At 41.1% G+C, this 23,909-nt stretch carries 17 protein-coding genes; 6 read left to right on the top strand and 11 right to left on the bottom strand.

Annotated elements, in window-relative coordinates; genetic code table 11:
* Positions 1–137: 137 nt before the first annotated feature.
* Positions 138–1,106 carry a 6-phosphofructokinase gene (gene pfkA / locus HY841_13120; GenBank protein MBI4931704.1) on the bottom strand — a complete coding sequence of 323 codons (969 nt, stop codon included), beginning with the start codon at positions 1,104–1,106 and terminating at the stop codon, positions 138–140.
* Between the two features lie 104 nt (positions 1,107–1,210).
* Between pfkA and HY841_13115 the strand changes: the two genes are divergently transcribed.
* Both HY841_13115 and HY841_13110 read left to right on the top strand, forming a co-directional pair.
* Entirely contained in the window at positions 1,211–1,774 is a 564-nt protein-coding gene (locus HY841_13115) for a chalcone isomerase family protein (protein MBI4931703.1), read from the top strand.
* A 10-nt stretch (positions 1,775–1,784) separates the two neighbouring features.
* Complete coding sequence (locus HY841_13110) at positions 1,785–2,267, top strand: hypothetical protein (protein ID MBI4931702.1); 483 nt, start codon at positions 1,785–1,787, stop codon at positions 2,265–2,267.
* Between the two features lie 55 nt (positions 2,268–2,322).
* On the opposite strand, the gene HY841_13105 is transcribed toward HY841_13110, so the two are convergent.
* Positions 2,323–5,550 (bottom strand): M1 family metallopeptidase, encoded by a 3,228-nt coding sequence (locus tag HY841_13105; GenBank protein MBI4931701.1) that lies wholly within the window; start codon positions 5,548–5,550, stop codon positions 2,323–2,325.
* Between the two features lie 96 nt (positions 5,551–5,646).
* On the opposite strand from HY841_13105, the gene HY841_13100 reads away from it, so the two are divergent.
* Positions 5,647–7,602: a S9 family peptidase gene (locus HY841_13100; protein ID MBI4931700.1), complete on the top strand. Its 1,956-nt coding sequence runs from the start codon at positions 5,647–5,649 to the stop codon at positions 7,600–7,602.
* Between the two features lie 370 nt (positions 7,603–7,972).
* Here the strand turns inward: HY841_13100 and HY841_13095 are convergent, their stop codons facing one another.
* The 4 genes from HY841_13095 to HY841_13080 form a co-directional block, all read right to left on the bottom strand.
* Positions 7,973–8,470, bottom strand: a complete 498-nt coding sequence (locus HY841_13095) for a DinB family protein (GenBank protein ID MBI4931699.1) — start codon at positions 8,468–8,470, stop codon at positions 7,973–7,975.
* 38 nt (positions 8,471–8,508) lie between these two features.
* A complete protein-coding gene (locus HY841_13090) occupies positions 8,509–9,231 on the bottom strand; it encodes a (Fe-S)-binding protein (protein MBI4931698.1) in 723 nt (240 codons plus the stop codon).
* The gene (locus tag HY841_13085) at positions 9,228–10,496 is read right to left on the bottom strand and encodes an MFS transporter (GenBank protein MBI4931697.1); all 1,269 of its coding nucleotides are present in this window, start codon (positions 10,494–10,496) and stop codon (positions 9,228–9,230) included. The genes HY841_13090 and HY841_13085 overlap by 4 nt, the downstream gene beginning before the upstream one ends.
* A 66-nt stretch (positions 10,497–10,562) precedes the next feature.
* Positions 10,563–11,882: a T9SS type A sorting domain-containing protein gene (locus HY841_13080; GenBank protein MBI4931696.1), complete on the bottom strand. Its 1,320-nt coding sequence runs from the start codon at positions 11,880–11,882 to the stop codon at positions 10,563–10,565.
* 185 nt (positions 11,883–12,067) lie between these two features.
* On the opposite strand from HY841_13080, the gene HY841_13075 reads away from it, so the two are divergent.
* Positions 12,068–13,546, top strand: a complete 1,479-nt coding sequence (locus tag HY841_13075; GenBank protein ID MBI4931695.1) for a hypothetical protein — start codon at positions 12,068–12,070, stop codon at positions 13,544–13,546.
* An 8-nt stretch (positions 13,547–13,554) separates the two neighbouring features.
* Here the strand turns inward: HY841_13075 and HY841_13070 are convergent, their stop codons facing one another.
* Together HY841_13070 and hemE are read right to left on the bottom strand one after the other, a co-directional pair.
* Positions 13,555–14,721, bottom strand: a complete 1,167-nt coding sequence (locus HY841_13070) for an OmpA family protein (GenBank protein ID MBI4931694.1) — start codon at positions 14,719–14,721, stop codon at positions 13,555–13,557.
* 3 nt (positions 14,722–14,724) lie between these two features.
* Positions 14,725–15,747 carry a uroporphyrinogen decarboxylase gene (gene hemE / locus HY841_13065; protein ID MBI4931693.1) on the bottom strand — a complete coding sequence of 341 codons (1,023 nt, stop codon included), beginning with the start codon at positions 15,745–15,747 and terminating at the stop codon, positions 14,725–14,727.
* A 62-nt stretch (positions 15,748–15,809) separates the two neighbouring features.
* Here hemE and HY841_13060 point away from each other — a divergent pair, with 62 nt between their 5' ends.
* Both HY841_13060 and HY841_13055 read left to right on the top strand, forming a co-directional pair.
* The gene (locus HY841_13060) at positions 15,810–17,999 is read left to right on the top strand and encodes a DPP IV N-terminal domain-containing protein (protein MBI4931692.1); all 2,190 of its coding nucleotides are present in this window, start codon (positions 15,810–15,812) and stop codon (positions 17,997–17,999) included.
* A gap of 6 nt (positions 18,000–18,005) precedes the next feature.
* Positions 18,006–19,442 (top strand): aminotransferase class V-fold PLP-dependent enzyme, encoded by a 1,437-nt coding sequence (locus HY841_13055; protein ID MBI4931691.1) that lies wholly within the window; start codon positions 18,006–18,008, stop codon positions 19,440–19,442.
* A 2-nt stretch (positions 19,443–19,444) separates the two neighbouring features.
* Here the strand turns inward: HY841_13055 and HY841_13050 are convergent, their stop codons facing one another.
* From HY841_13050 to HY841_13040, 3 genes are all read right to left on the bottom strand, one after another.
* Positions 19,445–20,416 carry a hypothetical protein gene (locus HY841_13050; GenBank protein ID MBI4931690.1) on the bottom strand — a complete coding sequence of 324 codons (972 nt, stop codon included), beginning with the start codon at positions 20,414–20,416 and terminating at the stop codon, positions 19,445–19,447.
* 109 nt (positions 20,417–20,525) lie between these two features.
* Complete coding sequence (locus HY841_13045) at positions 20,526–21,623, bottom strand: DUF4421 family protein (GenBank protein ID MBI4931689.1); 1,098 nt, start codon at positions 21,621–21,623, stop codon at positions 20,526–20,528.
* Between the two features lie 5 nt (positions 21,624–21,628).
* On the bottom strand, positions 21,629–23,899 hold the full coding sequence (locus tag HY841_13040; GenBank protein MBI4931688.1) for an aconitate hydratase: 2,271 nt from the start codon (positions 23,897–23,899) through the stop codon (positions 21,629–21,631).
* Between the last annotated feature and the right edge of the window lie 10 nt (positions 23,900–23,909).

Raw genomic sequence — 23,909 nt, 5'->3', positions numbered from 1 at the left:
TTTGCAAAAGAAGGTTACTACAGTTTATCGGCAAACTACAAACGATTAAAACTTTATGAAACCGCTGTATGCGTCTAAGCATGTACAGTGGTGTGAGAGGTGGCGAAGTTACTTTGTACCTTCGCTTCCTACTTTAATTACAGCGCCAGAATCCTCATCATCCTTTGCAAATCAGGATGAACTTCATTGATGTGCTTCACCGCGTTTTCAAAAGGCGTGTAAACAATTTTGTTATTGATGATTCCAATCATCATTCCTTTTTTGCCACCCAGCAATGCTTCCACAGCAGAAAACCCCATGCGCGATGAATTCACTCGGTCCATGCAGGTAGGATTTCCTCCGCGCTGAATGTGCCCGAGCACGGAAACGCGGATGTCATAGAAAGGAATTTCTTTTTTTACTCTTTCTGCAATCTTCAAAACGCTTCCTGTACCTTTTTGTTCGGATACGATGACAATCTTTGACGCTTTGTCTTTTCTTCCCTCTTTCAGATGCTGAATGAGTTTTTCAAAAGCAGTTTTCGCTTCTGAAATTAATATCGCTTCAGCTCCTGAACCAATGCCGCTTCTCAACGCGATGAGCCCTGCATCTCTTCCCATCACTTCCACAAAAAATAATCTATCGTGGCTTTCTGCTGTGTCGCGGATTTTGTCAACGGCTTCCACCACTGTGTTTATCGCAGTGTCATATCCAATCGTAAAATCCGTTCCGATTAAATCATTATCAATTGTTCCTGGGCAACCAACAAATGGAATTGAACAAATTCTGCTGAACTCCAGCGCTCCGCGAAATGTTCCATCACCCCCAATCGCCACAACGCCATCAATATTATTTTTTTCAAGATTCTGCATCGCTTTCTTCATTCCTTGCTTCGTCATGAACTCTGCGCTTCTTGCTGTTTTCAAAATCGTTCCTCCGCGCTGAATAATTCCTGAAACAGATTTCGCGTTCATGGAAATGAATTCTTCATTAATCATTCCGTCATAGCCGTGCTTGATGCCAGTGATTTCAAGTTTGTGAAATACGGCAGTGCGCACCACTGCGCGAATGCAGGCGTTCATTCCCGGTGCATCGCCCCCTGATGTGAATACGGCAATTTTTTTCATAGTATAAAGGTGATATTTTTTTTTCAACAAGATTGAAAAAATCAATGACTGTTATCACCTTGTTTTAATACTTTTGCCAATACACACACATAATACACAACACCATGAAAAAAATAATCTTTTTGATTCTAATCACACTTTCCTGTTTTTTTTCACAGGCGCAAACCAAAATAAACGGAATCACTTTTTCCGATAGCTACACTGCCGGCAAAGACAAATTAGTGCTGAACGGTGGAGGCACGCGCGAAAAATACTGGATGGATATGTATGTGGCAGGATTGTATCTCACAGAAAAAAATAAAGATGCGAACAGCATCATCTCAGCGAACTCTTCCATGGCGATACGCATGTGCATTGTATCCGGACTCATCACCAGCGATAAGATGATTGAAGCGGTAGAAGAAGGTTTTAAAAAATCTACAGGAGGAAAACAAGCTGACTACAAAGAAAAAATTGACAAATTCAAAAAAGCGTTCAGCGATCCTATTGCAAAAAGCGATGTGTTTGACATTGTTTATTCAGGCGAAAAAACTTCTATATACAAAGCGGGGAAACTGAAAGCGGAAATTGAAGGGCTTGATTTCAAAAAAGCCGTGTTCGGAATCTGGCTCGGCAAAGAACCTGCCGACAGCGATTTGAAAGAAGGAATGCTCGGTGAAACTGATTGATTTTTTTGAAATGGAACCTGCAACTAAACAACGTCCTACCTTTCTCACAGTCCTGTGTATATTAAGTTTCATTAACGGAGGATTAAATATTCTTTTCAATCTTCCTTCCCTCCTGATGCCCAATTTTATGGAATCATATATGGAAACGATGAAACAAATGCAGGGAATGAACGACTATTCCAATGCTCCGCCTTTTCTTTCCGGAATGATGAATGATATGATGGCAATGCTGGAGCGCATGGCAGACCACTGGACCATGATGATTCTTTCCACTATTCTTCTTGCGGTGATGAGCGTGATGGGAGCATGGATGATGTGGCACCTGAAAAAAACAGGTCTTCTTTTTTATACCACCGCGCAAGTGCTCTGGACAATGATGCCCTTCATATTTCTCGGCTCAAACCTGTTTGTTGTTCTCGCAGTATTCATCAATGGCATATTCACACTCGCCTTTATTATTTTATACAGTTTGCAGTTGAAGAATATGACGTAAATACTTTCTGCGGACAGCAGCGATTTGAAAGACGGGATGCGGAGAAATTATTTTTTCAAAACGCCCTGCTCACACCCACCACCCATCTGAACTTTATGTAATCAGTTTCCGTTGCGGGAATCCGGTTAAGGAACATCGGCATATCAAAGCGGATGGTAAGCGGCTGAACGGTTTGCAGCGCACCCCATTTTTTAATCGTCAGCGCAGCGCCAACTCCCGCATCGGCACGAAAGTTTGCCAGCAGCAGGTTTTCATTCGATGTGTTATAGTTGATCACGCCAATATCTCCGAACAAATAGGTGTTGAGCTTGAAGGTATTCTTTGCCCATTTGATAATTCCGTTCTGGTCGGTGATGCGGATGAATTTAAACAACCGGTCAAACTCCAGTTCTGAATTAAAGGATGCGCCCGAGTTGCCCCGATACACAAAATGCATTCTTCCGTTTTTATCTTCTTCCGTAACAAGGTAGCCCGCGTATCCGCGCAGGTTCAATCCGCCTCCCATCTGAAAATAATTAGTGTTGGCGCCATAGCCCATCCAGTCATCCGGAAAAAATCCGCGTGAGCGCGTGAACTTATTTTCCATCATCTCTTCACCATTCGCGCCCGCCAGATACAGCGATGATTCTTTCGGCTCTTTGTTTCCTGTTCCGTATTGCAGAAAAGTCCGGGTGTTGAAATTAAATTTTCCGAGTTTGTTTTTATTCACCGCAGTCAAACGGATATGCGCGTAATCATAATCACTCATCAGGGTGGACGAATGCAAGTCCAGATTTATTTTCCCTGTTCCTTTTTTGTAAGAGTAGTTGTGTTCATATCCCAGATTCACCGTATTGTTCAGCATGTCCGCGTCCCATTCATCAGGATACAAAAGATAGGTGAGGTCTTCTTTTCGCTGGCGGATCATGGATTTGAAAGAGCCGTACACTGTATTTTCGTTTGCTTTGTCATGTTTTTCAAATCCTGCGGAATAAGAATTCAGTCCGTCAAGATGTTTTATCGAAAAGTTAACGGAAGAATTTTTCACAAAGTTGTCTGTCGCAGTTTTGTAATTCAGGCGGTAAGAAATATTGTCAAAAGAATTTCTGCTCACCGATGTGTCAATGCTTCCCTGTGCCAATCCTGAGTTGATCCAGAAGTTCGCGTCAAACACATCATAGTGATCCATGAAGTTTCCGTTGACATGAATTCCCGCTTTCATGCCGTCAAAAGAATTGTACCACACATCCGGGCGCGCAAAAAGTTCATAGTGTGTCCAGTCAGGATAATTATTCACCTGCGAATCGAAGTTGTAACTCACCTGGCTCGGGTAGCTGTTATCGGGCATGTAAATATCCGCGAGGCGGTTAGTGGGGTCAATGACAACTTGCTTGATGCCTGCGGGAATTTTTATGCTCGTTTCATAAGTAGGTTGAATTTTATCCCATCCAAACCACTTTGGCAGAACGGTAGCGTCTGTCTTTTTCACAAACCATGTATTCGGAATGTGAAATTTGTAAACGGAATCCTTTTTATCTGTCACCGAAAAATCAATCGGCATCTGCATCTGCCCTTCGCGTGAAAACTTAATCGTGTATTCGCCAGGAATTTTCTGCGCCTTCACCACTTCAATTTCATAGTCAATCGTCTTGCTTGTTTCCAGCCACTCGTCAAAAAACCAGTTGAGGTCAACGTGCGTGTACTGAATGATGGAGTTGCGGAAATCTTCCGGGTAAGGATGGGCGATTTTCCACTGGCTCACATAATGCTGCATCGCTTTCAGAAATAATTCATCGCCCAAAACATACTGGAGATTGTACAACATCACCGCGGTTTTGAAATATACTTGCTGATAACCTCCGCCATGGTGAAGCGCTGTGCCGAAATCATTCGAGTGTTTGCTGATGTTTGTTTCCTCTCCTTTGATTGCAGCCATCATATACGGGAAATATACTTCCGAGTTGCGCACATAATCCGTCTCTGAAAATTTCTGAACATACATTGACGAAGAAGGAGATTCAACTCTTTCCTTTCCGTCAATTTTTTCATAACTCCAGCAGGTGAGAAACTGCGTGAAGCCCTCATCCATGAACGCGCGATAGGTTTCATTCGTACCGATCATTCCGAAAAACCAGTTGTGCCCGACCTCATGCGTAAGTAAATCTCTGTAGTTCGGATCAAAACCTCCATCCAGCGTGAGCATCGGGTATTCCATTCCATCGCGCGCATCAGCAACCACCATTTTCGGGTACACATACATTCCGAAATCCTCAGAATATGTTTTGATGATTTTAGCTGTGTAATCCGCTGCGTTCTGCCAGCGCGATGCGACCGGCTCCTGCGCGAGCGCAATGCATTTTATTCCATTCCCTGCCTGTCCGGCAGGCAGGCATTCTGATTCCCCGATTCTGTAAGTTGGATCAGCAGTGAAAGCAAAATCATGAACATTGATGGCGTGATACTTCCATGTCTTGCGCATTCTGCCTGTGCTGTCATACGGAATAATAATAGAAGGCGCTGAATACATCGGCTTGTCTTTGAAATTGGAAATGTCTAATTGCTTTCTCAAATCATCAGGCAGGACTTCACTGCGGTTTTGTAATTCTCCTGTGGCTTCAACAATATAATTGTTAGCGAAATTTATTTCCACATCATACGTTCCGAAGTCGCCATAAAATTCTTTTTCCATATGTTGGTCGGTTTCCCATCCGAACTTTCGGTCATACACGCAGAGGCGTGGGTACCAATGCACTCCGTCAAAATGCTTGTAGCCATACGTATTGAACATTTTCATTCTCCTTCGTTGCGTGCCCGAATCAAAGTAAGAATTGAATGCAATGCTGAAGGAAACAGAATCATTCGGGAAAAGAGGTTTTGTGAGATAAACTTTTACAATCGTGTTGTCTTCTTCTTTTTTCAGTGCGATTCCGTTCGAAGTCATTTCAAGTATCTCGGTATTTTTTTTCTGCGCTTCATATTTTCCGTATCCGGGAGTCACGCCATTCTCACGGGTCATTTTATCAAAATAAGAACCCGGCTGAAATGCATTCTGATATAAATGGAAATAAACAAAAGCCAGCGTGTCAGGAGAATTGTTGTAGTAAGTGAGGTCTTCAGTCGCGGAAATAATATTTGTCTTTTCATCCAGCTTCGCTTTGATTTTATAATCTACATCCTGTTGCCAGTAACCTTCGAATGGTTTTTTGTTTTTCCAGTAGTGAGGATTATTTGCGGAACGATAAGATTGAGAAAGTAAGAAGACAGAAGACAGAAGACAGAAGGTGAGCATCAAGCTTTTTTTCATTTGGAAGAAATAAGAAGCGAATATAAAGATTCCTCTAAATCAGCAGGGAAGGAGGAAAGGGGCTTTTTCTTACTTTTGGCTCTCAAAATTCTATCTATGAAAAAATACTTTTTACTCTCATTGTACTTAGTACTTGGTACCTCGTACTCCTTCTCTCAAACCATTACACCCGAAATTATCTCTGACATCCGCAACGTATCGGAGGTTGCCATATCTCCTAGCGGAAAAGACATTGCGTATATTCTTCGTGTGCCGGGAGAAGACGCCTCAGGAATGCAAAAAGGAGTTTTGATGATTGTGCCCAAAGCTGGAGGTTCATCTAAAACAATTTTGGAAAAAAAGTACAATCCTTCATCTATCTCATGGAGCACAGACGGGAAAAAAATCTTCTACATCGCAAAAGATACTGTATCAAAAACGAATCAATTGTATTCAGCTGAATTTGCAGAAACGGTCAACATAAAGAAAATCACATCTGCTGAAAATTCCGTGTCGCATTATGCGTTTTCTCCTGATGGACAATCACTCGCTCTCATTTATACGGATGCTCAAAATGACCAGGAGAAAGCAGATGAGAAAAAGAAAAAAGACTGGGAAATAAAAGACGATAACTTGAAATATGACCGCCTCTATGTCACCGATGCTGAGGCAAGCGCAAAGCCAAAAGAAATTTCAGATAAAGTCCTGAACGTAACAAGTTTTATCTGGTCGCCCGATGGGAAAACAATTTTCTTTGAAGCGTCTGATAAAACCAGCATTGACTGGACATACATGTATCAAAAGATTTATAAAGTGAATGCTGAAGGCGGAACTCCGCAAGTGGTTTGCGAGACCGAAGGCAAACTCGGAAATCTTTCAGTTTCTCCCGATGGAAAAAATCTTGCGTTCTGTGGTGCGGTGGATATTTCTGACCCGCTTCCGCAAAGCGTATTTGTCGTTCCTGATTCTGGCGGTGAAGCAAAAAATTTCACACCGAATTATGAAGGTTCAGTTGTGGAAGTGAAATGGATAAGCAATACGTCTCTTCTCGCACTCACGGTGGAAGGATGTTATTCCGCGCTCAAAAAAATTGATTTGAAAGGAAAAATGACTTCTGTCTATGGAAAAGGCGCCATCATCCGCGCGATGAGTCTGAATGTGAAGACAGGAGTCATGGCTTTTTCCGCAAGCACTCCGCAAAATCCGTATGAAGTTTATTCCGGTAGCACTTCAGGAGGTTTGAAAAAACTAACCGACAGCAACCCTGATTTGAAAGGAATAAAACTCACCAAGCAAGAAGTCGTTTCGTGGAATGGAGCGGATGGCTGGAAGATAGAAGGCATTCTCACCTATCCGAAAGATTACAAAGCAGGAACAAAATATCCTCTGCTCTTGCAGATTCATGGTGGACCCGAGGGAGTTTCCGCCAATGGATGGAACACACGCTCGGTGTATCCCGTGCAGTGGTATGCTGCCAACGGATATTTTGTGCTCGAGCCAAATTACAGAGGAAGTCAGGGCAGGGGTGTAAATTTTGCAAAAGGTGACCATAAAGATATGGGTGGAAAAGAAATGGACGATGTGCTTGCCGGAATTGATTTTCTCGTAGCCAAAGGAATGGTGGATAACGATAAAATTGGCACAGGCGGATTTTCTTACGGAGGATATTTATCCGCGTGGGCTTCCACAAAACACAGCGCGCGTTTCAAAGCGTCTGTGATGGGCGCGGGAATTTCCAACTGGATTTCTTTCAGCGGAACCACTGAGATCATTCACGAAAATTCTCTCGTGCATTGGGATTTATGGTGGAACGACAACATGGAACTCGTGTGGGATCGCTCACCGCTTGCGCACATCAATGACGCAAAAACTCCCATGCTCATCGTGCATGGCGGAGCCGACACGCGCGTGCCTATCACGCAAAGCGAAGAAATGTACAACGCCCTCAAACTGAAAAAAGTTCACACGCAAATGATAGTGTACAAGCGCCAGCCACACGGAATTTTAGAACGCGAAGCTCAAATAGATTTCATGAACCGCACACTCGAATGGTTCAAGGATCATATTAAATGATGTAAGATGTAAGAGGGCAGATGGCAGAGGTCTTGGGCGTTTCCCCGCACATTGTCATTCTGAGCGGAGTCGAAGAATCTGCTGTTCAATGTGCGGGGACGCGCTTTCCGTTTCAATCTTTGCAAGGCGCAAAGGATTTCCACTTCAATCGCTAACGCAAACAGCCGTGTTGGTTGTGGCATTTCATTTTCCCTCCGATGAATCGGAGGGCTATTAATATTTTTCCCCTGCGGGGAAACACAGCCATTAAAATTTTTTCTTCACTCCGTAGGAGTGATATATTAATAGCCCCGACATTTATGTCGGGGAATAAAAGTCCCAACCAAAACCTCCCCTCTCCTTGAGGAGAGGGGTTGGGGGTGAGGCAAAATTATTTCTTTTGCTCCCTGAAATAAACAATCATATCCGTAGCGGGTATTATTGTAACACCCACCGCCCTCATCATCGTAATCAACTGCCCTCTGTGAAAAGTGCTGTGGTTCATGCAGTGCATGATCATCTGCCAGTGCGTGTTCGTCCAGGAATTTCCGCGCGTGTCTTTGTAGGTGTTGGGAGTTTGCAAATAGTTTTCATCTTTCTCTTTCACCAACTCCGTAATTTTTTTTGAAACAGAAAGAAAATGTTTCACGGCTTTTTCATAACTTCCGCTAAAGTCCATGGCAGGAACTTTACTTAGCGATTCCCCATGCAGCCGTTTCCACCATAATTCCTCCGCACCCCAGGTGTGATACGTTGTCTTTCTTATGGAATTAAAACTGCTTGCAACTTCTTTGTCAATGAGCGAGGGATCAATGCTTTTGAGAACATCCGTGAGTTTTGCGTTCGCCCAGAAATTGTAGGAAGTGTATGTTTCGAGAATATGTTTCATTTTTCTGTGAGATTGCTTCGCTCCGCTCGCAATGACGGTCATTCCCAGCCAGAGACAAGTACATCCGCAATATGCATCACTTTCATGTCAAGCTTTTGCTTTTTGATGTAACTGTCCATGTGAAGCAAGCAGGACATATCCGTGGAAATAATATAATCTGCTTTTACGTCAAGTGCATTTTTTACTTTCTGTTCTACCATGCCAACCGCAATGGGTTCAAACTTTGCGGAGAACGTTCCGCCAAAGCCGCAGCATACTTCTGTGTCTTTCATTTCGCGAAGTTCAAGTCCGCGCACTTTTTCCAACAGCGTTCTCGGCTCGCGCTTGATTCCGTACTCGCGCAGCGCAGCGCAGGAATCGTGATACGTTGCAACTCCTTTTAATGAAGCTCCAAGATTTGTAATCTTCAACACATTCACCAGAAAATCTGAGAACTCAAAAATATTTCTTTTTACTTGCTTGAACTCATTATGCAAAACAGAATTGTGGAACATTTCGGGATAATAATTTTTCACATATCCAACACACGAAGCCGAAGGAGAAACAATATATCTGTCGTTCTGAAATTCCTTTATAAACTTTTCACCCACTTCGCGTGCTTCGTCCCAGTAACCGGAATTGAAAGCAGGTTGCCCGCAACAGGTTTGTTCGGGGTTATAATTGATGCCGCAACCGAGTTTTTCCAAAACCTTCACCATGTTCAGCCCGACATTCGGATGAAGCTGGTCAATGAAACAGGGGATGAAAATGTCTACTATCATTTTACATTATTGCTCTTTGGAATGGTCAAAAGTAAAATAAATCCGACTATGAAATACGCAATGAGCGCGAGAATTGAACTGCGCATGCTTCCTGTGAATCCTTCAATATAGCCGAACAAAAACGTCCCAATGACGATACCTATTTTTTCGCTTACATCGTAAAAAGAAAAGTAAGATGCGTGGTCTTGTGTTTCATCGGGTAATAGTTTAGAATATGTGGAGCGTGATAAAGATTGAATTCCTCCCATTACAAGTCCCACTGACCCAGCAATAATGTAAAAATGTAAGGGAGTGTAGACAAACAGATAAGTTCCCACACATATGGCAATCCAGATAAAAAGTGCAACGCCAATTGCTTTTATATTCCCAATAACAGAAGAAAGTTTTGAAAAAGCATAAGCACCAATTACCCCTACAAACTGAATAAGAAGAATACTGATAATCAGATCCGAATCCTGCAATCCGATAATTTCATTTTTCGCGAAGAGAACGGCCATGAGCATGATGGTTTGCACGCCCATGCTGTAAACAAAAAAAGAAGAAAGAAATCTTTTCAGGCGGGGAAGCAATCGGATTTCTTTAAACACTTGCAATAACTCTCTAAATCCTTTAAAGATTAAATTTCCTGTCGGCTTATGCCCGAAAACATTATTGGGAAGAATAAAAAATGGAATCTGCGCGAATGCAATCCACCAAACAGCAACCGTAACAAAACACCAGCGTACATTGACATCAAAAACTTTCAGCATTACTAAATTGAGGATAAGAAGAATTGAACTGCCGATATATCCCATGGCAAATCCTTTTGCGCTTACTTTATCCTGATCTTTGGGTTCGGCAATTTCGGGAAGGAAAGCGTTATAAAAAACCAAACTTCCGTTAAAGCCGATACTCGCAAACACCACAGACAATAATCCGAGCGCAATGTTAGCGGTATCGAAAAAATATAAGGACGCGCAAGAAAGCGCACCGAGATAGCAGAAGAACTGCATGAACCGTTTTTTCTTTCCTGCGTAATCGGCAATCCCTGAAAGTGCCGGAGAAACAAACGAAATGATGAGGAACGAAAGAGAAATGGCATAGGAATATATTTCAGAACTGTCGAATTTTCTTCCGAACATTTCAACAATTCCGCCTAAATCTTTTTTTGTAACGTTCTCATAAAAAATCGGAAAGATGGCGGATGTAATAACCAGCGGATAAACGGAATTTGCCCAGTCGTAGAAACTCCAGGCGGTGATAATTTTCTTGTCGCCTTTTTGCATTCTTTCAAAGAAAACAAAAAATCCCCAGCAGGAGCTGAGGACTTTTAAAAAGGTGTCAACAGGAAACTATCTGGAGATAAGCACTTTCTCTGTCATGACGTTTTCTTCTGAATTTACTTTTATGAAATATACTCCGTCTGATTTATCCGACAGATTGATGGTGCTTTTATTCTGATTCACCGTTTCACTGAGAATCTGTCCCCCGATAGAATTGTACACCTGTATCTTCAAAGTTCTGAGTTGGGAGTTCGGAGTTTGGAGTTGGAAAACTCCTGTTGACGGATTTGGAAATATGGAAAAAGAATTATTATTTACTTCTTCATTTACAGATGTTGCAGGTGTTGCGCAAATCAGCGAGTCAAGAAATTTGGATGTTTCACTGGTAACCAATCCACGATAAGGATAAAGAGAATGCTGACTTCCGTTAATCCAGAACGCTTTATGAGTTCCGCCAGTATTTGCCATTTGCATGTTCACGTAATAATCTCCCCAGTAAGAAGCATAATTCGGATATTGCCCCTGATAAGGTTGCCCGTAATAAAAATTCACAACCGGATCTCCGTATTCATGAAAGAAAATTGCCGCAGGGTCATTTGGTCCATCCACTAAAGAAGTATCCGGAATTGCACCGAAGATGGAAATGATTCCGCGCACGCGCGAGGAAACATTATTCCATCCGCCATTGCCGTCAATGCTTCCCAAATCAGGACGTTGATACATTCCTGCAACCAATGATTGCTGATTGCAGTCAGAAAATTTTTCGGAAGCTTTGTTCAGGAATGCAACCATCAGCGAAGTCCATCCGCCAGCACTGGTTCCCCCCATGAAAATATTGCTCGTGTCAATTCCATAAGTAGAAGCATTTGCTTTGAAATAACGAACTGCGCATTTTGCATCCTGCATGGCACGGTAATCAGCGCGTGTGAATTCTTTGGTGTCGTAAGGATTTGGATTTTGTGAATTATCATTCACAGGTCCGAATTGTCCCCAGTAATCATCGCGGTAATCAATGGTTGCGCAGATAAATCCCTTTCTTGAAAATGAATCGCACATTGCTACCACATCAGGAGCAGTTTTGTCTCCCTGAGCGAATCCTCCACCGTGAACCCAAATAATTACGGGACGCTTGTTGCAATTATCTCCAACTGGCGACCATATGTCCATTTTTTCTTGTTCAGTGGTTCCGTCAAAATTTACATCAGCACTTTGTGTGTACTGAACATTACTGGCGAGAATTGTGTTTTGAAAAATGGAAGTCGTGTAGCCATCATTCCCGCAACGGCAGGGCTGAGCGAATGACCAGAAAGAGATCATGAGCAACATGAAGACAAGCAACAGAACAGTTACTTCTCTTACTTCTTTTAATTGTGTTAAAGTTGTTTTCATTTGTTTTGATTTTATTCCGAAGGAACTCCTTCGGAGGTGAAACGGGTTTATTTATGAAACAAATGTCAGTGCAAATGATGGATTACACAAACCAATGTTGATTTATTATTGGAAATTCGTTATACATAAATTACATTAAGTACGTATAGTAAATATCTATATTTGCTTAATTAACTTGGAATTTCGTGAAAGCTTCTGATGACCTTCATAAATTGATTTTAGCACTTACTATGCAGGAAAAGCGCTATTTTAAGATAATTGCCTCATCTTCTTATACACGAGACGGACAGAATAATTACATCCGCTTGTTTGACGCGATTGAGAAACAGAAAATCTATGATGAGGGAAAAATAAAGAATCAGTTCAAAGGAGAAATATTCATCAAGCATCTTCCCTCCGAAAAGAATTATCTCTTCTCGCTCATCCAGAAATCGCTCAGGCAGTACCATTCACAGACAAATATTGATATGACGATTAAGGAATTATTGATCGATGCTGAAGTGCTTCATGAGAAATCGCTTTATCCGCAGTGTAAAAAAGTACTTACAAAAACAAAAAAGCTGGCATACAAATACGAACGGTTTGTTTTTATTCCGGAGATTATTCGAATCGAAAGCCGTTTGTATGACATGGATTCAATGGGTGCATTAGCTGAAGAAGAAAGAAGTGCGCTAAAAAAAATGAAAACTATTAATCGTCTCCGTGTCTTAAGTAATAAAGTTGCAAAGCTGGTTGCATCTGCCCATCACCTTAGGAAAGAATCCGAGTTGACGGAGTTTGACAAAATAGTTTCTGACGATATTCTTTCGGATGAGAACAAAGCAGATTCATTTACTGCAAAGATTTATTTCTTCTATATCAATGGAGTATGCTATGAGATGAAAGGCGATCTCAAGCGAAGTTATAAGTACAGGAAACATTTTGTAGAAATAGCTGAATCAAACCCGCGATGGATGGAGATTCATGTAAAAAATTATCTCCCTGCCTTGAACAACCTTGCTATTTCCCAGATGGAACTGAAACGATTTGACGAAATGAGTGAAACCATTTACAAGATTCGATCTGTCGGAGCTTTAGGAAAAAAAATATCTGAAGACATACAGCTTTCTGTTTTCATTTTTGCATCTATTCTAGAAATGAACTACTGTCTGAAAACTGGCGATGTGAAAAACGGAATTTACACTGCGAAAGAATCGGAAGCAGGACTGAAAAAATTCTCAGGAAAAATTCATAAGCAATATGAAATTGTCCTCCATAACAGCATAAAGTATATTTATTTCGGAGCTGGTGAACTGAGAAAATCCTTGCTGTGGTCTAATAAGGTCATTAATGAAAGTTTTCCGGAAATTCGGCAGGACATACAGGCGATGGCGCGTATTTTCAATCTCATTCTTCATTATGAATTAGGCAATACGGATTCACTGGAATATTTTATCAAATCAACTTATCGCTTTCTTCTCAAGAGTCAGCGCTTGTATAAGGTAGAAACCATTGTACTTAATTATTTGCGCAGGAACGCGAACCTGAATTCGAAAAAGGAAATTCTTGAATCGTTCCGAAAGCTGCATAAAGAGCTTCTCCCGCTTTCAAAAGACAGATTTGAGAAAAAAGCGTTTGATGAGTTTGACATACTAAAATGGCTGGAGAAGAAAACAGATAAATGAAAAAATAATTACTGTTTTATAATTACAAATTCTACTCTTCGGTTTTTGCTTCTGCCTTCCTCCGAATCGTTGGAAGCAATAGGATTTGTGCTTCCGAATCCGTTAATTTCAATTTTGTTGACTGCATTTTTAGAAGCGAGGTATTCTTTCACTGATTTTGCCCTGTCAAAAGAAAGTTTTTTATTCTCTTCTTCATTTCCTTTGTTATCAGTATGTCCGGAGATTTGAATTTCTGCAGAAGGATTTTTTTTCAGCCAGTCACCCAGATTATTAAGAGACTCAAATGAGGAAGGAAGAAGAGTTGACTTAGCAGTTTCAAAGAAAATATTTTCAAGTACAATCGGCTTGTTTACTTCCGGTTTAATTTCAGGAGAAGAATTTTTTGTGACAGGATAATTACAATATCCCTTTAAGCTGTCAGAAACTTGCATGAGACATAAATCATCAAAGTAGCAGCGGATGGAGTAGGGCCTTGATTCCTGAATAACTTCAGAATTAAATTCATTCATCGCGTCAGCAAGTTTTTTGTGTTTTCTCAGATACGATTCCCTGTCGCTTTGCGACAAACTCATGTATTCGGTCAGTTCATCGGCAATAGGAGTGGAAGGAAGAAAATTTCCGATGATCAAATTAGTTTCATTTCCGCTGGCAGTGAATCTTCCAGAAATAAAAATCCATTCTTTTTCTTTAGAAGCAAAGGAAACAGGTATTAATAACTGCGGGTCAAAGAAAATATAACTGGGATTAGTTACAGAGAAATCTTTGCCTGAAAAACCGATTTCCAGTTGTTTAAAGTTTTCGTAATTATCTTTTTTCTCGTCAGCCAGCAAAACATATCCCGAAAAATAATATTCCGTATTTGCTACAAGCGCCTGAGTGAGTTTTACCATCATGTATTCACCGGCTTCCCGCCCGTAGAGGCAAATTCCGGAAATTCCTTTCCCTTCATGCGCTTTATTTTTTTCTTCACCATTGTATTGGGCTTTCGGAACAGGGCAATCGCAGAGATAATGGTAAAAATTATTTGAAGGCATTGACCATACGGAAATCCTTGTATTCAATCCCAGGCATTTGTCGTGATCTTCAAATCCGGGATTTGGAATTAGGTTTTGAGCGCAAGAATAACTGTAAAGAAAAATCTGAGAAAGAATTAAATAGTTATAGAGAACATTCATATTTTAGAATCTGAATTCTTTTACTGTATCAATAAAGCATTTCACTTTATCTTTTTCTATATCAGGATAAAGACCGTGACCGAGATTTGCAATATGACGATTCGGACCAAATGCGCGAAGCATTTTTTCAGTTTCTCTTTTTATGGTAGCGAAATCGGAGTAGAGAAGACATGGATCAGCATTTCCCTGAAGAGTTTTGTTCTCTCCTATCAGGTTTCTTGATTCTGCAATATCCATCGTCCAGTCAAGCCCGATTACTTCGCAGTTAAGTTTGCTCATTTCCATTCTTGCGAAGTAAGCGTCTTTAGCGAAAATGATTTTTGGTACTCCATTTACTGAGTTGCAGATTTGAGAAATGTATTTCAGAGAGAATTCATTGTAATATTCCGGGGATAAAATCCCTGCCCATGAATCAAAAATCTGAATCAAGTCAGCACCCGCAGATATTTGTGCTTTCAGATAATTGATTGAGCTATCTGTAATTTTCTGAAGAAGCGAGTGTGAAAGTTTCGGATTAGTGTAAAGCATTTTTTTCGCTTGCGAAAAAGTTTTGCTACCGCTTCCTTCAATCATGTAGGCAAAAATTGTCCAGGGAGCACCGCAGAAACCAATCAGCGGAACTTTTCCGTTCAGTTCTTTTTTCGCGAGTTTAATAGCGTCAGTCACATAATGTAAATCTTCTCCGTTTGCTATTCTTAATTTATTCACATCAGTTTCTGTCCGAATAGTTTTTTCAAACAGCGGACCTTTCGCTTCGATCATTTTATACGGTAGTCCCATCGCATCTGGAATTACAAGGATGTCAGAAAAAATTATTGCAGCGTCAACTCCTAAAATATCCACGGGCTGGACGGTAACTTCCGCAGCTAATTCTGGATTCTTTACAAACGAGACGAAATCTTTTTCTTTTTCCCTGGTCTTTCTGTATTCAGGCAACACTCTTCCTGCCTGGCGCATGAGCCAAACAGGAGTTCGTTCTGTTTTTTCTCCTCTTGCAGCGCGAAGAATCAAATCATTTTTTAACATGAGCAAAGTTATTAATTCGTAAGAATCAAATAATATATCTTTGGCTTCCTAAAAATAATCCTATGAGAAAAGTTTCTATTCTTATTATTTTTCTTCTTCCGTTTATTGTTTCTTCCAAAACAAAGATGTTGACGATTGAAGAGGCGGTTCTAAAACAAAGAAATACACTTGCACCTCAAAAGCTGGAACAGCTCAATTGGGTTTCTAAATCCAATAACTATTTTTTCGTTGGTTATGGAACTAATAAAAACTGGCTGATGATCGGCAATGCTGAGAAAGGAAAGCCGGAAAGAAAAATTTCTCTTTCTGAAATTAATAAACAGTTACGCGATTCCAAGTTTGATACACTAAGCGTTTTCCCCACTATATCTTGTAAGGGAAGTACTATAAACTTTAAGGATAATAAATACAAAGCGGTGATCGATTTACTTTCTAAAAAAGCAAATTTTATTCCTAGAGATATTCCTAAAGAAGCAGAAAATATCGAGGAGAGAAATGTAGAATCTGATTCGGATGTTGCAGCGGCTTATACAATTGACAATAATCTTTATGTATGGTCTGATGGAAAACAAGTTAAGGTAACGAATGATGCTGAAAGAAATGTTGTAAACGGAAAATCAGTTCATCGAGATGAATGGGGAATCAATAAAGGAACTTTCTGGTCGCCAAAAGGAAATTATCTGGCGTTCTATCGAATGGACCAAACTATGGTTACGGATTATCCGATAATTGATTTCACGAAGCAACCTGCGCGGGCGGAAAATATCAAGTACCCGATGGCAGGAGGAAAAAGCCATGAAGTAACTGTTGGCGTGTTTGATATGAAAACTCACAAAACAGTTTTTCTGAAAACGGGAGAGCCCAAAGAACAATTTCTGACAAACATCGCATGGAGTCCAGATGAAAATCATATTTACATAGCTATTCTCAATAGAGTGCAAAATCATCTCTGGCTCAATTGCTATAATGGACTTACCGGAGATTTTGAAAAAACTTTGTTTGAGGAAAAGGATGATAAATATGTTCATCCCATGCATCCGCTTCAATTTGTCAAGAAACATGACGACCAGTTTATCTGGCAAAGCGAGCGTGATGGTTACAACAATGTTTACTTATATAACACCAATGGAAAATTAATCCGTCAGCTCACCAATTACACCGCGCCCAATGTGCGAAGAGCTTATTCTGTGGAATGTTTTAACGTTCTTGGTTTTGATGATAAGGGAGAGAAACTTTTTTATATAGGAATCAACTCCCGCAAAGTTCTTGGAAGGGAAATCCGTTTTACAAAAATTGACGGAAGCGTTGATGATACGATTGCTTCAGGTGAAGGAACTCACTCTGCCATCTTGAGTTCTGATGGAAAATATTTTCTTGACACATATTCTTCTGTAAGTATTCCAAAAAGCGTAAATGTTATTTCAAGTGCGGGAAAAAGAATTCAGAATATTCTTACCGCTGTGAATCCTTTGAAAGATTACAAGCTCGGACAAATGCGTTTGTTCACGCTCACTGCAGCCGACAATTCCACTTCGCTTTATTGCAGGATGATTCTTCCGGTTGATTTTGATTCCACAAAAAAATATCCTGCCATTGTATATTTGTATAATGGTCCGAACGTTCAACTCATCACAAACACATGGCTTGCCGGAAGCGACCTTTGGTTTCAATACATGGCGGAACACGGTTACATTATTTTCACGGTTGACGGACGCGGCTCGGGAAACAGGGGACTGAAATTTGAGCAAGCAACTTTCCGCAATCTCGGAATGGAGGAAATGAATGACCAGTTAAAAGGCGTTGAGTTTTTAAAATCAAAAAATTATGTTGACGCAAACCGGCTGGGAGTTTACGGCTGGAGCTATGGAGGATTCATGACTACTTCGCTCATGACACGCCACGCGGGAATTTTTAAAACGGCTGTTGCGGGTGGTCCCGTGATTGACTGGAGTTATTACGAAGTGATGTACACCGAGCGCTACATGGATACTCCGCAGGAAAATCAGGATGGATATAAGAACAGCAGTTTGCTCAGCTACGCAGAAAACCTGAAAGGAAAATTGTTGCTCATTCACGGAACTTCGGATGATGTGGTAGTGTGGCAGCACAGCATTTTGTTTTTGAAGAAATGCGTGGAGAAAGGAACTCAGCCGGATTATTTTGTGTATCCCGGTCATCTGCATAATGTGCTGGGCAAGGACAGAGTTCATTTGTATGAAAAGATTACGGATTATTTCATGACTAATTTATAGCAGAGTATGATAAAAAGAATTAAAGAACTCGAAAAGATTTCCCGCCTTCTTGAGCCCTCTCCGGGCGAACGGAAAGAAGTTCGCAGGAAAGTAGTTTCGTATAGCGAAAAATTTCTGAACGATATTGAAAAGATAAAAGCGTATAATGTAACTATCGGGAAAGGAATTGATTTGCTCGAATCTCCAATTTCTGAAAAGCCGATTGATATTGATAAGGCAATTAAACTGATTGAGAAGAATGTTGATTATCCGGGACTGAATCCTGCTTCGGGTGGACACCTTGCTTACATTCCCGGAGGAGGAATTTATTTTTCTGCGCTCGGAGATTATCTTGCGGATATTTTTAATCGTTACGCAGGAGTTTTTTACGCAAGTCCCGGTGCTGTGCGAATGGAAAATATGCTCATCAAATGGATGGCAGAAGTTGTTGGATTTTCGAAAAACGCAGGAGGCAATCTGACTTCAGGAGGTTCGCTTGCCAATCTGATGGGAATTGTTACTGCGCGTGACGCGAAAAATATTTCTTCGTCCAACATTACCAAGAGCGTAATTTATCTGACCAAACAAGTTCATCATTCTGTGGATAAAGCAATCCGCATAGCGGGACTGAATGAATGTGTGATTCGCCACGTACCTATGGATGAGAGATTCAAAATGGATATAAAAGAACTTGAAAAATTAATTTCACTTGACTGGCAGAATAAACTAAATCCTTTTCTTGTCATCGCTTCCGCGGGAACAACCGATACGGGCGCAATTGATCCGCTGGAAGAAATCGGAACAATTGCAGGAAAAAATAATCTCTGGTACCACATTGACGCGGCTTACGGTGGATTTTTTGTTCTTACGGATGAAGGAAAAAAGAAACTGAAAGGAATGGAGATGGCAGATTCTCTTGTCATTGATCCGCACAAAGGATTATTTCTTCCATACGGTTTAGGAGTTATTCTTGTTCGTGATGTGAAGCATTTACAGAAGTCACATTATTATCAGGCGCAATATTTACAAGACGCGATTGAAGGTGCCGATGAACTTTCTCCGGCTGATCTGTCTCCTGAACTCACCAAACATTTTCGCGGATTGCGTTTATGGCTTCCGTTGAAACTGATGGGTGTGAAACCATTTCGTGCATGTCTGGAAGAGAAACTTCTTCTCGCCAAATATTTTCATAGAGAAATTCAAAAGTCAGGATTTGAAGTTGGACCGGAGCCGGAACTTTCTGTTTGCACTTACAGATGGATTCCGAAGAGGGGAGATATTAATGCGTTCAATAAAAAATTGTTGGAAGCGGTGGTGGCTGACGGAAGAATTTTTATTTCATCAACCATGCTGGGCAATAAATTCACATTGCGTTTTGCCTGTCTGGCATTTCGCACGCATTTGAGAGAAGTGGATTTGCTTTTGCAGATACTCAACGAGAAAGTAAAAAAACCCGAAAAGTGATTTCAGAAAGTAGCCATATGCAGTTTTTTGTCTTTGCTTTTCAGCAAGGTCCCTTTTTTCTTTACGTTTTCTTCCTGTTTGCTTTCATCGCTTAATATGTTATCAAGATAACTTTGCACTGTTTTATATTCCGCTTTTGCAGATGAGCCGTTGGTCATGGCTTCGGTAGTATAGGCGTTCAGCAAACCATCCAGATGTTCGTTAAACATAACCGCTGTTGCAAACATATCGCATCCTATCACTTTATCGCCCGTGCAGGCAACAACGCCTATCACATTGCTTTGTGTTTTCAGAGCGGCTTTGAAAAAGTCGGTATAGCCGTTCAACTCGTTGTTATATTTTTTAGAAGTATCAAGTGCTGTATAAGTGCCTGTTTCAGTTGCTGCAGAATTTTTTGATGTTACATCCGCCACTTTATCCCAAACCCCCTGCTGGCTTTTCTCCACAATGGCAGTTTTGCGTATGTTATTGCTGGTTACTTTAGAATATCCGTAGAAAGTATTATTTGCTTTTGCAGATTCATCGGAATAACTCCATCGCCCGTGTTCAACACAAAAGACAGAAATATCTTTCTTGCCGCTTTTAGGAGGCAGGATCATATCCTGAGCCAGCACCCTGTCCTGCTGCCCGCCTTTCACTATTTCTCCCGCCATCAGGAAAATAGAATCAGTAGAAGTGTTTTCTATAAAAAGAGTATTTACGGTTGCACTTCCGGATTGTTCACCGTGCGTATTATTAACTGTTTCGGTGATTGCCACTTTTTTTCCTTCCAGCGCTTTTTGTAAGGAAATATATTTTCCAATGTCTTTATGCGCATCCATAAACGCTTCATTCGCATAAATGGGAAACAGGCGGAGGTTCTTGTAAGTGAACTGCGTAATGGTGCTTTCGTGAATGGTAAGGTTTTTTGAATTGTACTGTGCATTGCTTATGGCTGCTAAGCCCAGCAAAGCGATAGTGAAAAGTTTTTTCATTGGAAGTTGGTTTTAAGAAAGGTTTTATGCAGGATGACAATGGAACATAATTTCCATAAAACGGACAAACAAAAAGAATATTGTACTATGAAGAAAGGGAAGAATCTGTTTACAGCATCTTATACACCTTTGTCTCCTGAAATTTCCGATAGGGCTTTGGAACTCTGAATTTGAATCTCCAGCCCAGATCAAAAGAGCCGGCAAAGAATTTCATTTTAAAATTCAAGGCAGTTGATTCATAATTATTCAGGTCATAGGTGCTGGTGGCGCGGATGAAAAATCGTTTTCCATTCCATCCGACAGAAGTTCGCCAGTCTCCGGCAAACCAGGTTTTCCAGTAACTGTATTGAACGTTTTCAGGATAAATATAATAATGCCGGTACTGTCTTTCATAACCCAGCGCAAACAAAAAGTTGAAATAAAATTTTTTCCAGAAGACAAATGTCCTTGTATAGCCCGCTCCGGCAGAGTAAGCATATATGTTCATTTTGTTGAAACCATCCCAGATGGGACCGTAAAAATTCTGAAGCGGGGGAGGGATAATGGAAGAATCAGAATACATAGAGAGTCCGTAAAAATTATATACCAGCAGCACCGAACCGGCTGATTTCACCTGGCGTTTTACATTCGCGTAAGCACCGCTCAAAGAAAATCGTTTATGAGAAATAGTATAAATCAGTTTTGATTTAACCTGGCTGATGTTCATATTGGGATTCTGAAAATACGGTGTGGAATCAGTAAACGGATGAATGTATTTCGTGGTGTTGTTGTCATAAAATCCCGTGTAACGCCTGTAACTGTTTTCGAAACGAAATCCGCTGGTGTTAATATTCAAACCTAAATCAAGATAATCGGTATTGCCTTTTCTTTTATCCACAGAAGGAACCGAACGGTAGCCGAATGCAAGAGAAAGAATATCATAGTCCAGAGAAATTCCTGAAACCTGATTGGCGTTTGCGATGTAATTGATGGTTGACATTCCTGAATCAGGAAACATTTTCTGAGAGATGGTAATATCAAACCGCCTTTCCGATTGCCAAAGAGCAAGTATGAGTTTGTCTTTATAAAATTTAAGGTAGTTGGTGTCTATCCTGCTGGTATCAACAGAGAAAGCAGAAGCAGAGACGACAGTTGACTGCTGGGAGAAAACCAATTGGCAACAGGCAATTGGCACTATGCAAATGAGAACCGGTAATAATTTTCTCATTGCTGTTACGCTTTCACGTTCGAGCGGATAATATTCAGTGCGCCTCCTGCTTTGAACCATTCAATTTGCTGCGCGTTGTACGAATGATTCACTTTTATGATTTCGTGGTCGCCCTTGCTGTGATGAAGGACTAATTGTAATTGTTTTCCGGGCGTGAATTCAGTTAAGCCGAGAATATCAATGGTGTCATCTTCCTGAATTTTGTTGTAATCATCTTTATTGGCAAATGTGAGCGCAAGCATTCCCTGCTTTTTCAGATTTGTTTCGTGAATGCGCGCAAAAGATTTTACCAACACGGCACGAACTCCCAAATGCCTTGGCTCCATCGCAGCGTGCTCGCGCGAACTTCCTTCTCCGTAATTTTCATCACCTACTATGATTGAGCCGATGTGTGCTGCTTTATACGCACGCTGAATTTTTGGAACTTCATCGTATTGATTGCTGAGTTGATTCTTAACTGAATTTGTTTTTTCATTGTAAGCATTCACAGCTCCAATCAGCATGTTGTTTGAAATATTATCAAGATGCCCGCGATACTTCAGCCATGGTCCTGCCATTGAAATGTGATCGGTGGTACATTTTCCTTTTGCTTTAATTAAAAGTTTCAGTCCTTTAATATCGGCACCCTCCCATGCAGAAAATGGGTCGAGCAATTGCAGGCGGTCAGAACTTGGTTTTACTTTCACCTCCACATTGCTTCCGTCCTTAGCGGGTTCCTGATAGCCGGCATCTTTCACATCAAAACCTTTCGGAGGAAGTTCTAAACCGCTCGGTTCAGAGAGCTTTACTTTTTCTCCTTTTTCATTTGTGAGAAAATCGGTAATAGGATTAAAAGTCAAATCTCCTGCGAGTGCCAGCGCTGTAACGATTTCGGGAGAAGCAACAAACGCGTGTGTGTTGGGATTTCCGTCATTGCGCTTCGCAAAATTTCTGTTGAAGGAAGTGATGATGGAATTTTTTCTGTTCGGGTCGTCCGAATGGCGGGACCATTGACCAATGCAAGGACCACAGGCATTGGCAAGGACAACTCCTCCCATTTTTTCAAAAATGTCGAGATAACCATCACGTTCCACCGTATAGCGGACCAGTTCAGAACCGGGCGTAATGGTAAATTCCGATTTTGCTTTCAACCCTTTGTCAACTGCCGATTTTGCAAGAGAAGCAGCGCGTGAAATATCTTCGTAAGAAGAATTGGTGCAGGAACCAATCAATCCGACATCGAGTTTTGCGGGCCAATTATTTTTCTTCACTGCTTCTGCAAATTTTGAAAGAGGCCATGCCAGATCAGGAGTGAACGGGCCATTAATGTGGGGTTCGAGTTCTGAAAGATTTATTTCAATCACTTGGTCAAAATATTTTTCAGGATGCTGATATACTTCTTTATCTCCGCGAAGATGTTCTTTTACTTTATCCGCTAGTTCCGACACATCTTTTCTGGAAGTTCCTTTTAAGTATGCCGACATTTTTTCATCGTAACAGAAAACAGAAGTAGTTGCGCCAATTTCAGCACCCATGTTGCAAATAGTTCCTTTGCCTGTGCAGGAAAGCGAATCCGCGCCTTCGCCAAAATATTCAACAATGGCATCGGTGCCGCCTTTCACAGTAAGAATCCCCGCCACTTTCAGGATAACATCTTTTGATGAAGTCCATCCGCTTAATTTTCCGGTGAGCTTTACACCAATGAGTTTCGGCATTTTTAATTCCCATGGAAGTCCGGCCATCACATCGCAGGCATCCGCTCCGCCAACTCCAATCGCAATCATTCCCAATCCACCTGCATTTACGGTATGAGAATCGGTTCCAATCATCATTCCACCCGGGAATGCATAATTTTCTAAAAGCACTTGGTGAATAATACCTGCGCCAGGTTTCCAGAAACCTATTCCGTATTTATTCGAAACAGAGGAAAGAAAAGCATACACTTCTTCATTCACTTTTACAGCGCGTTCTAAATCTTTTTGGGCTCCGGATTGGGCGACAATCAAATGGTCGCAATGAACGGTACTCGGAACAGCAACTTTTTTTCTTCCTGCCTGCATGAACTGAAGCAGCGCCATTTGTGCGGTGGCATCCTGCATGGCTACTCTGTCGGGATTAAAATCAACATACGAGGAGCCTCTCTCTAACTCTTCCCTAAGGGGAGAGGACAAATCCAGATGCGAATACAAAATTTTTTCTGTGAGAGTAAGCGGGCGCCCTACTGATTTTCGTGCTGCTGCTACTTTAGCAGGAAGCCCTGCATAAAGTTTCTGAATCATTGAAATATCGAATGCCATAGGTGTAAGG

The organism is Bacteroidota bacterium, assembly GCA_016213405.1.
GTDB lineage: Bacteria > Bacteroidota > Bacteroidia > Palsa-948 > Palsa-948 > Palsa-948.
The sequence above is the reverse complement of the archived record's forward strand: the minus strand, read 5'-3'. Positions and strand labels throughout refer to the sequence as shown.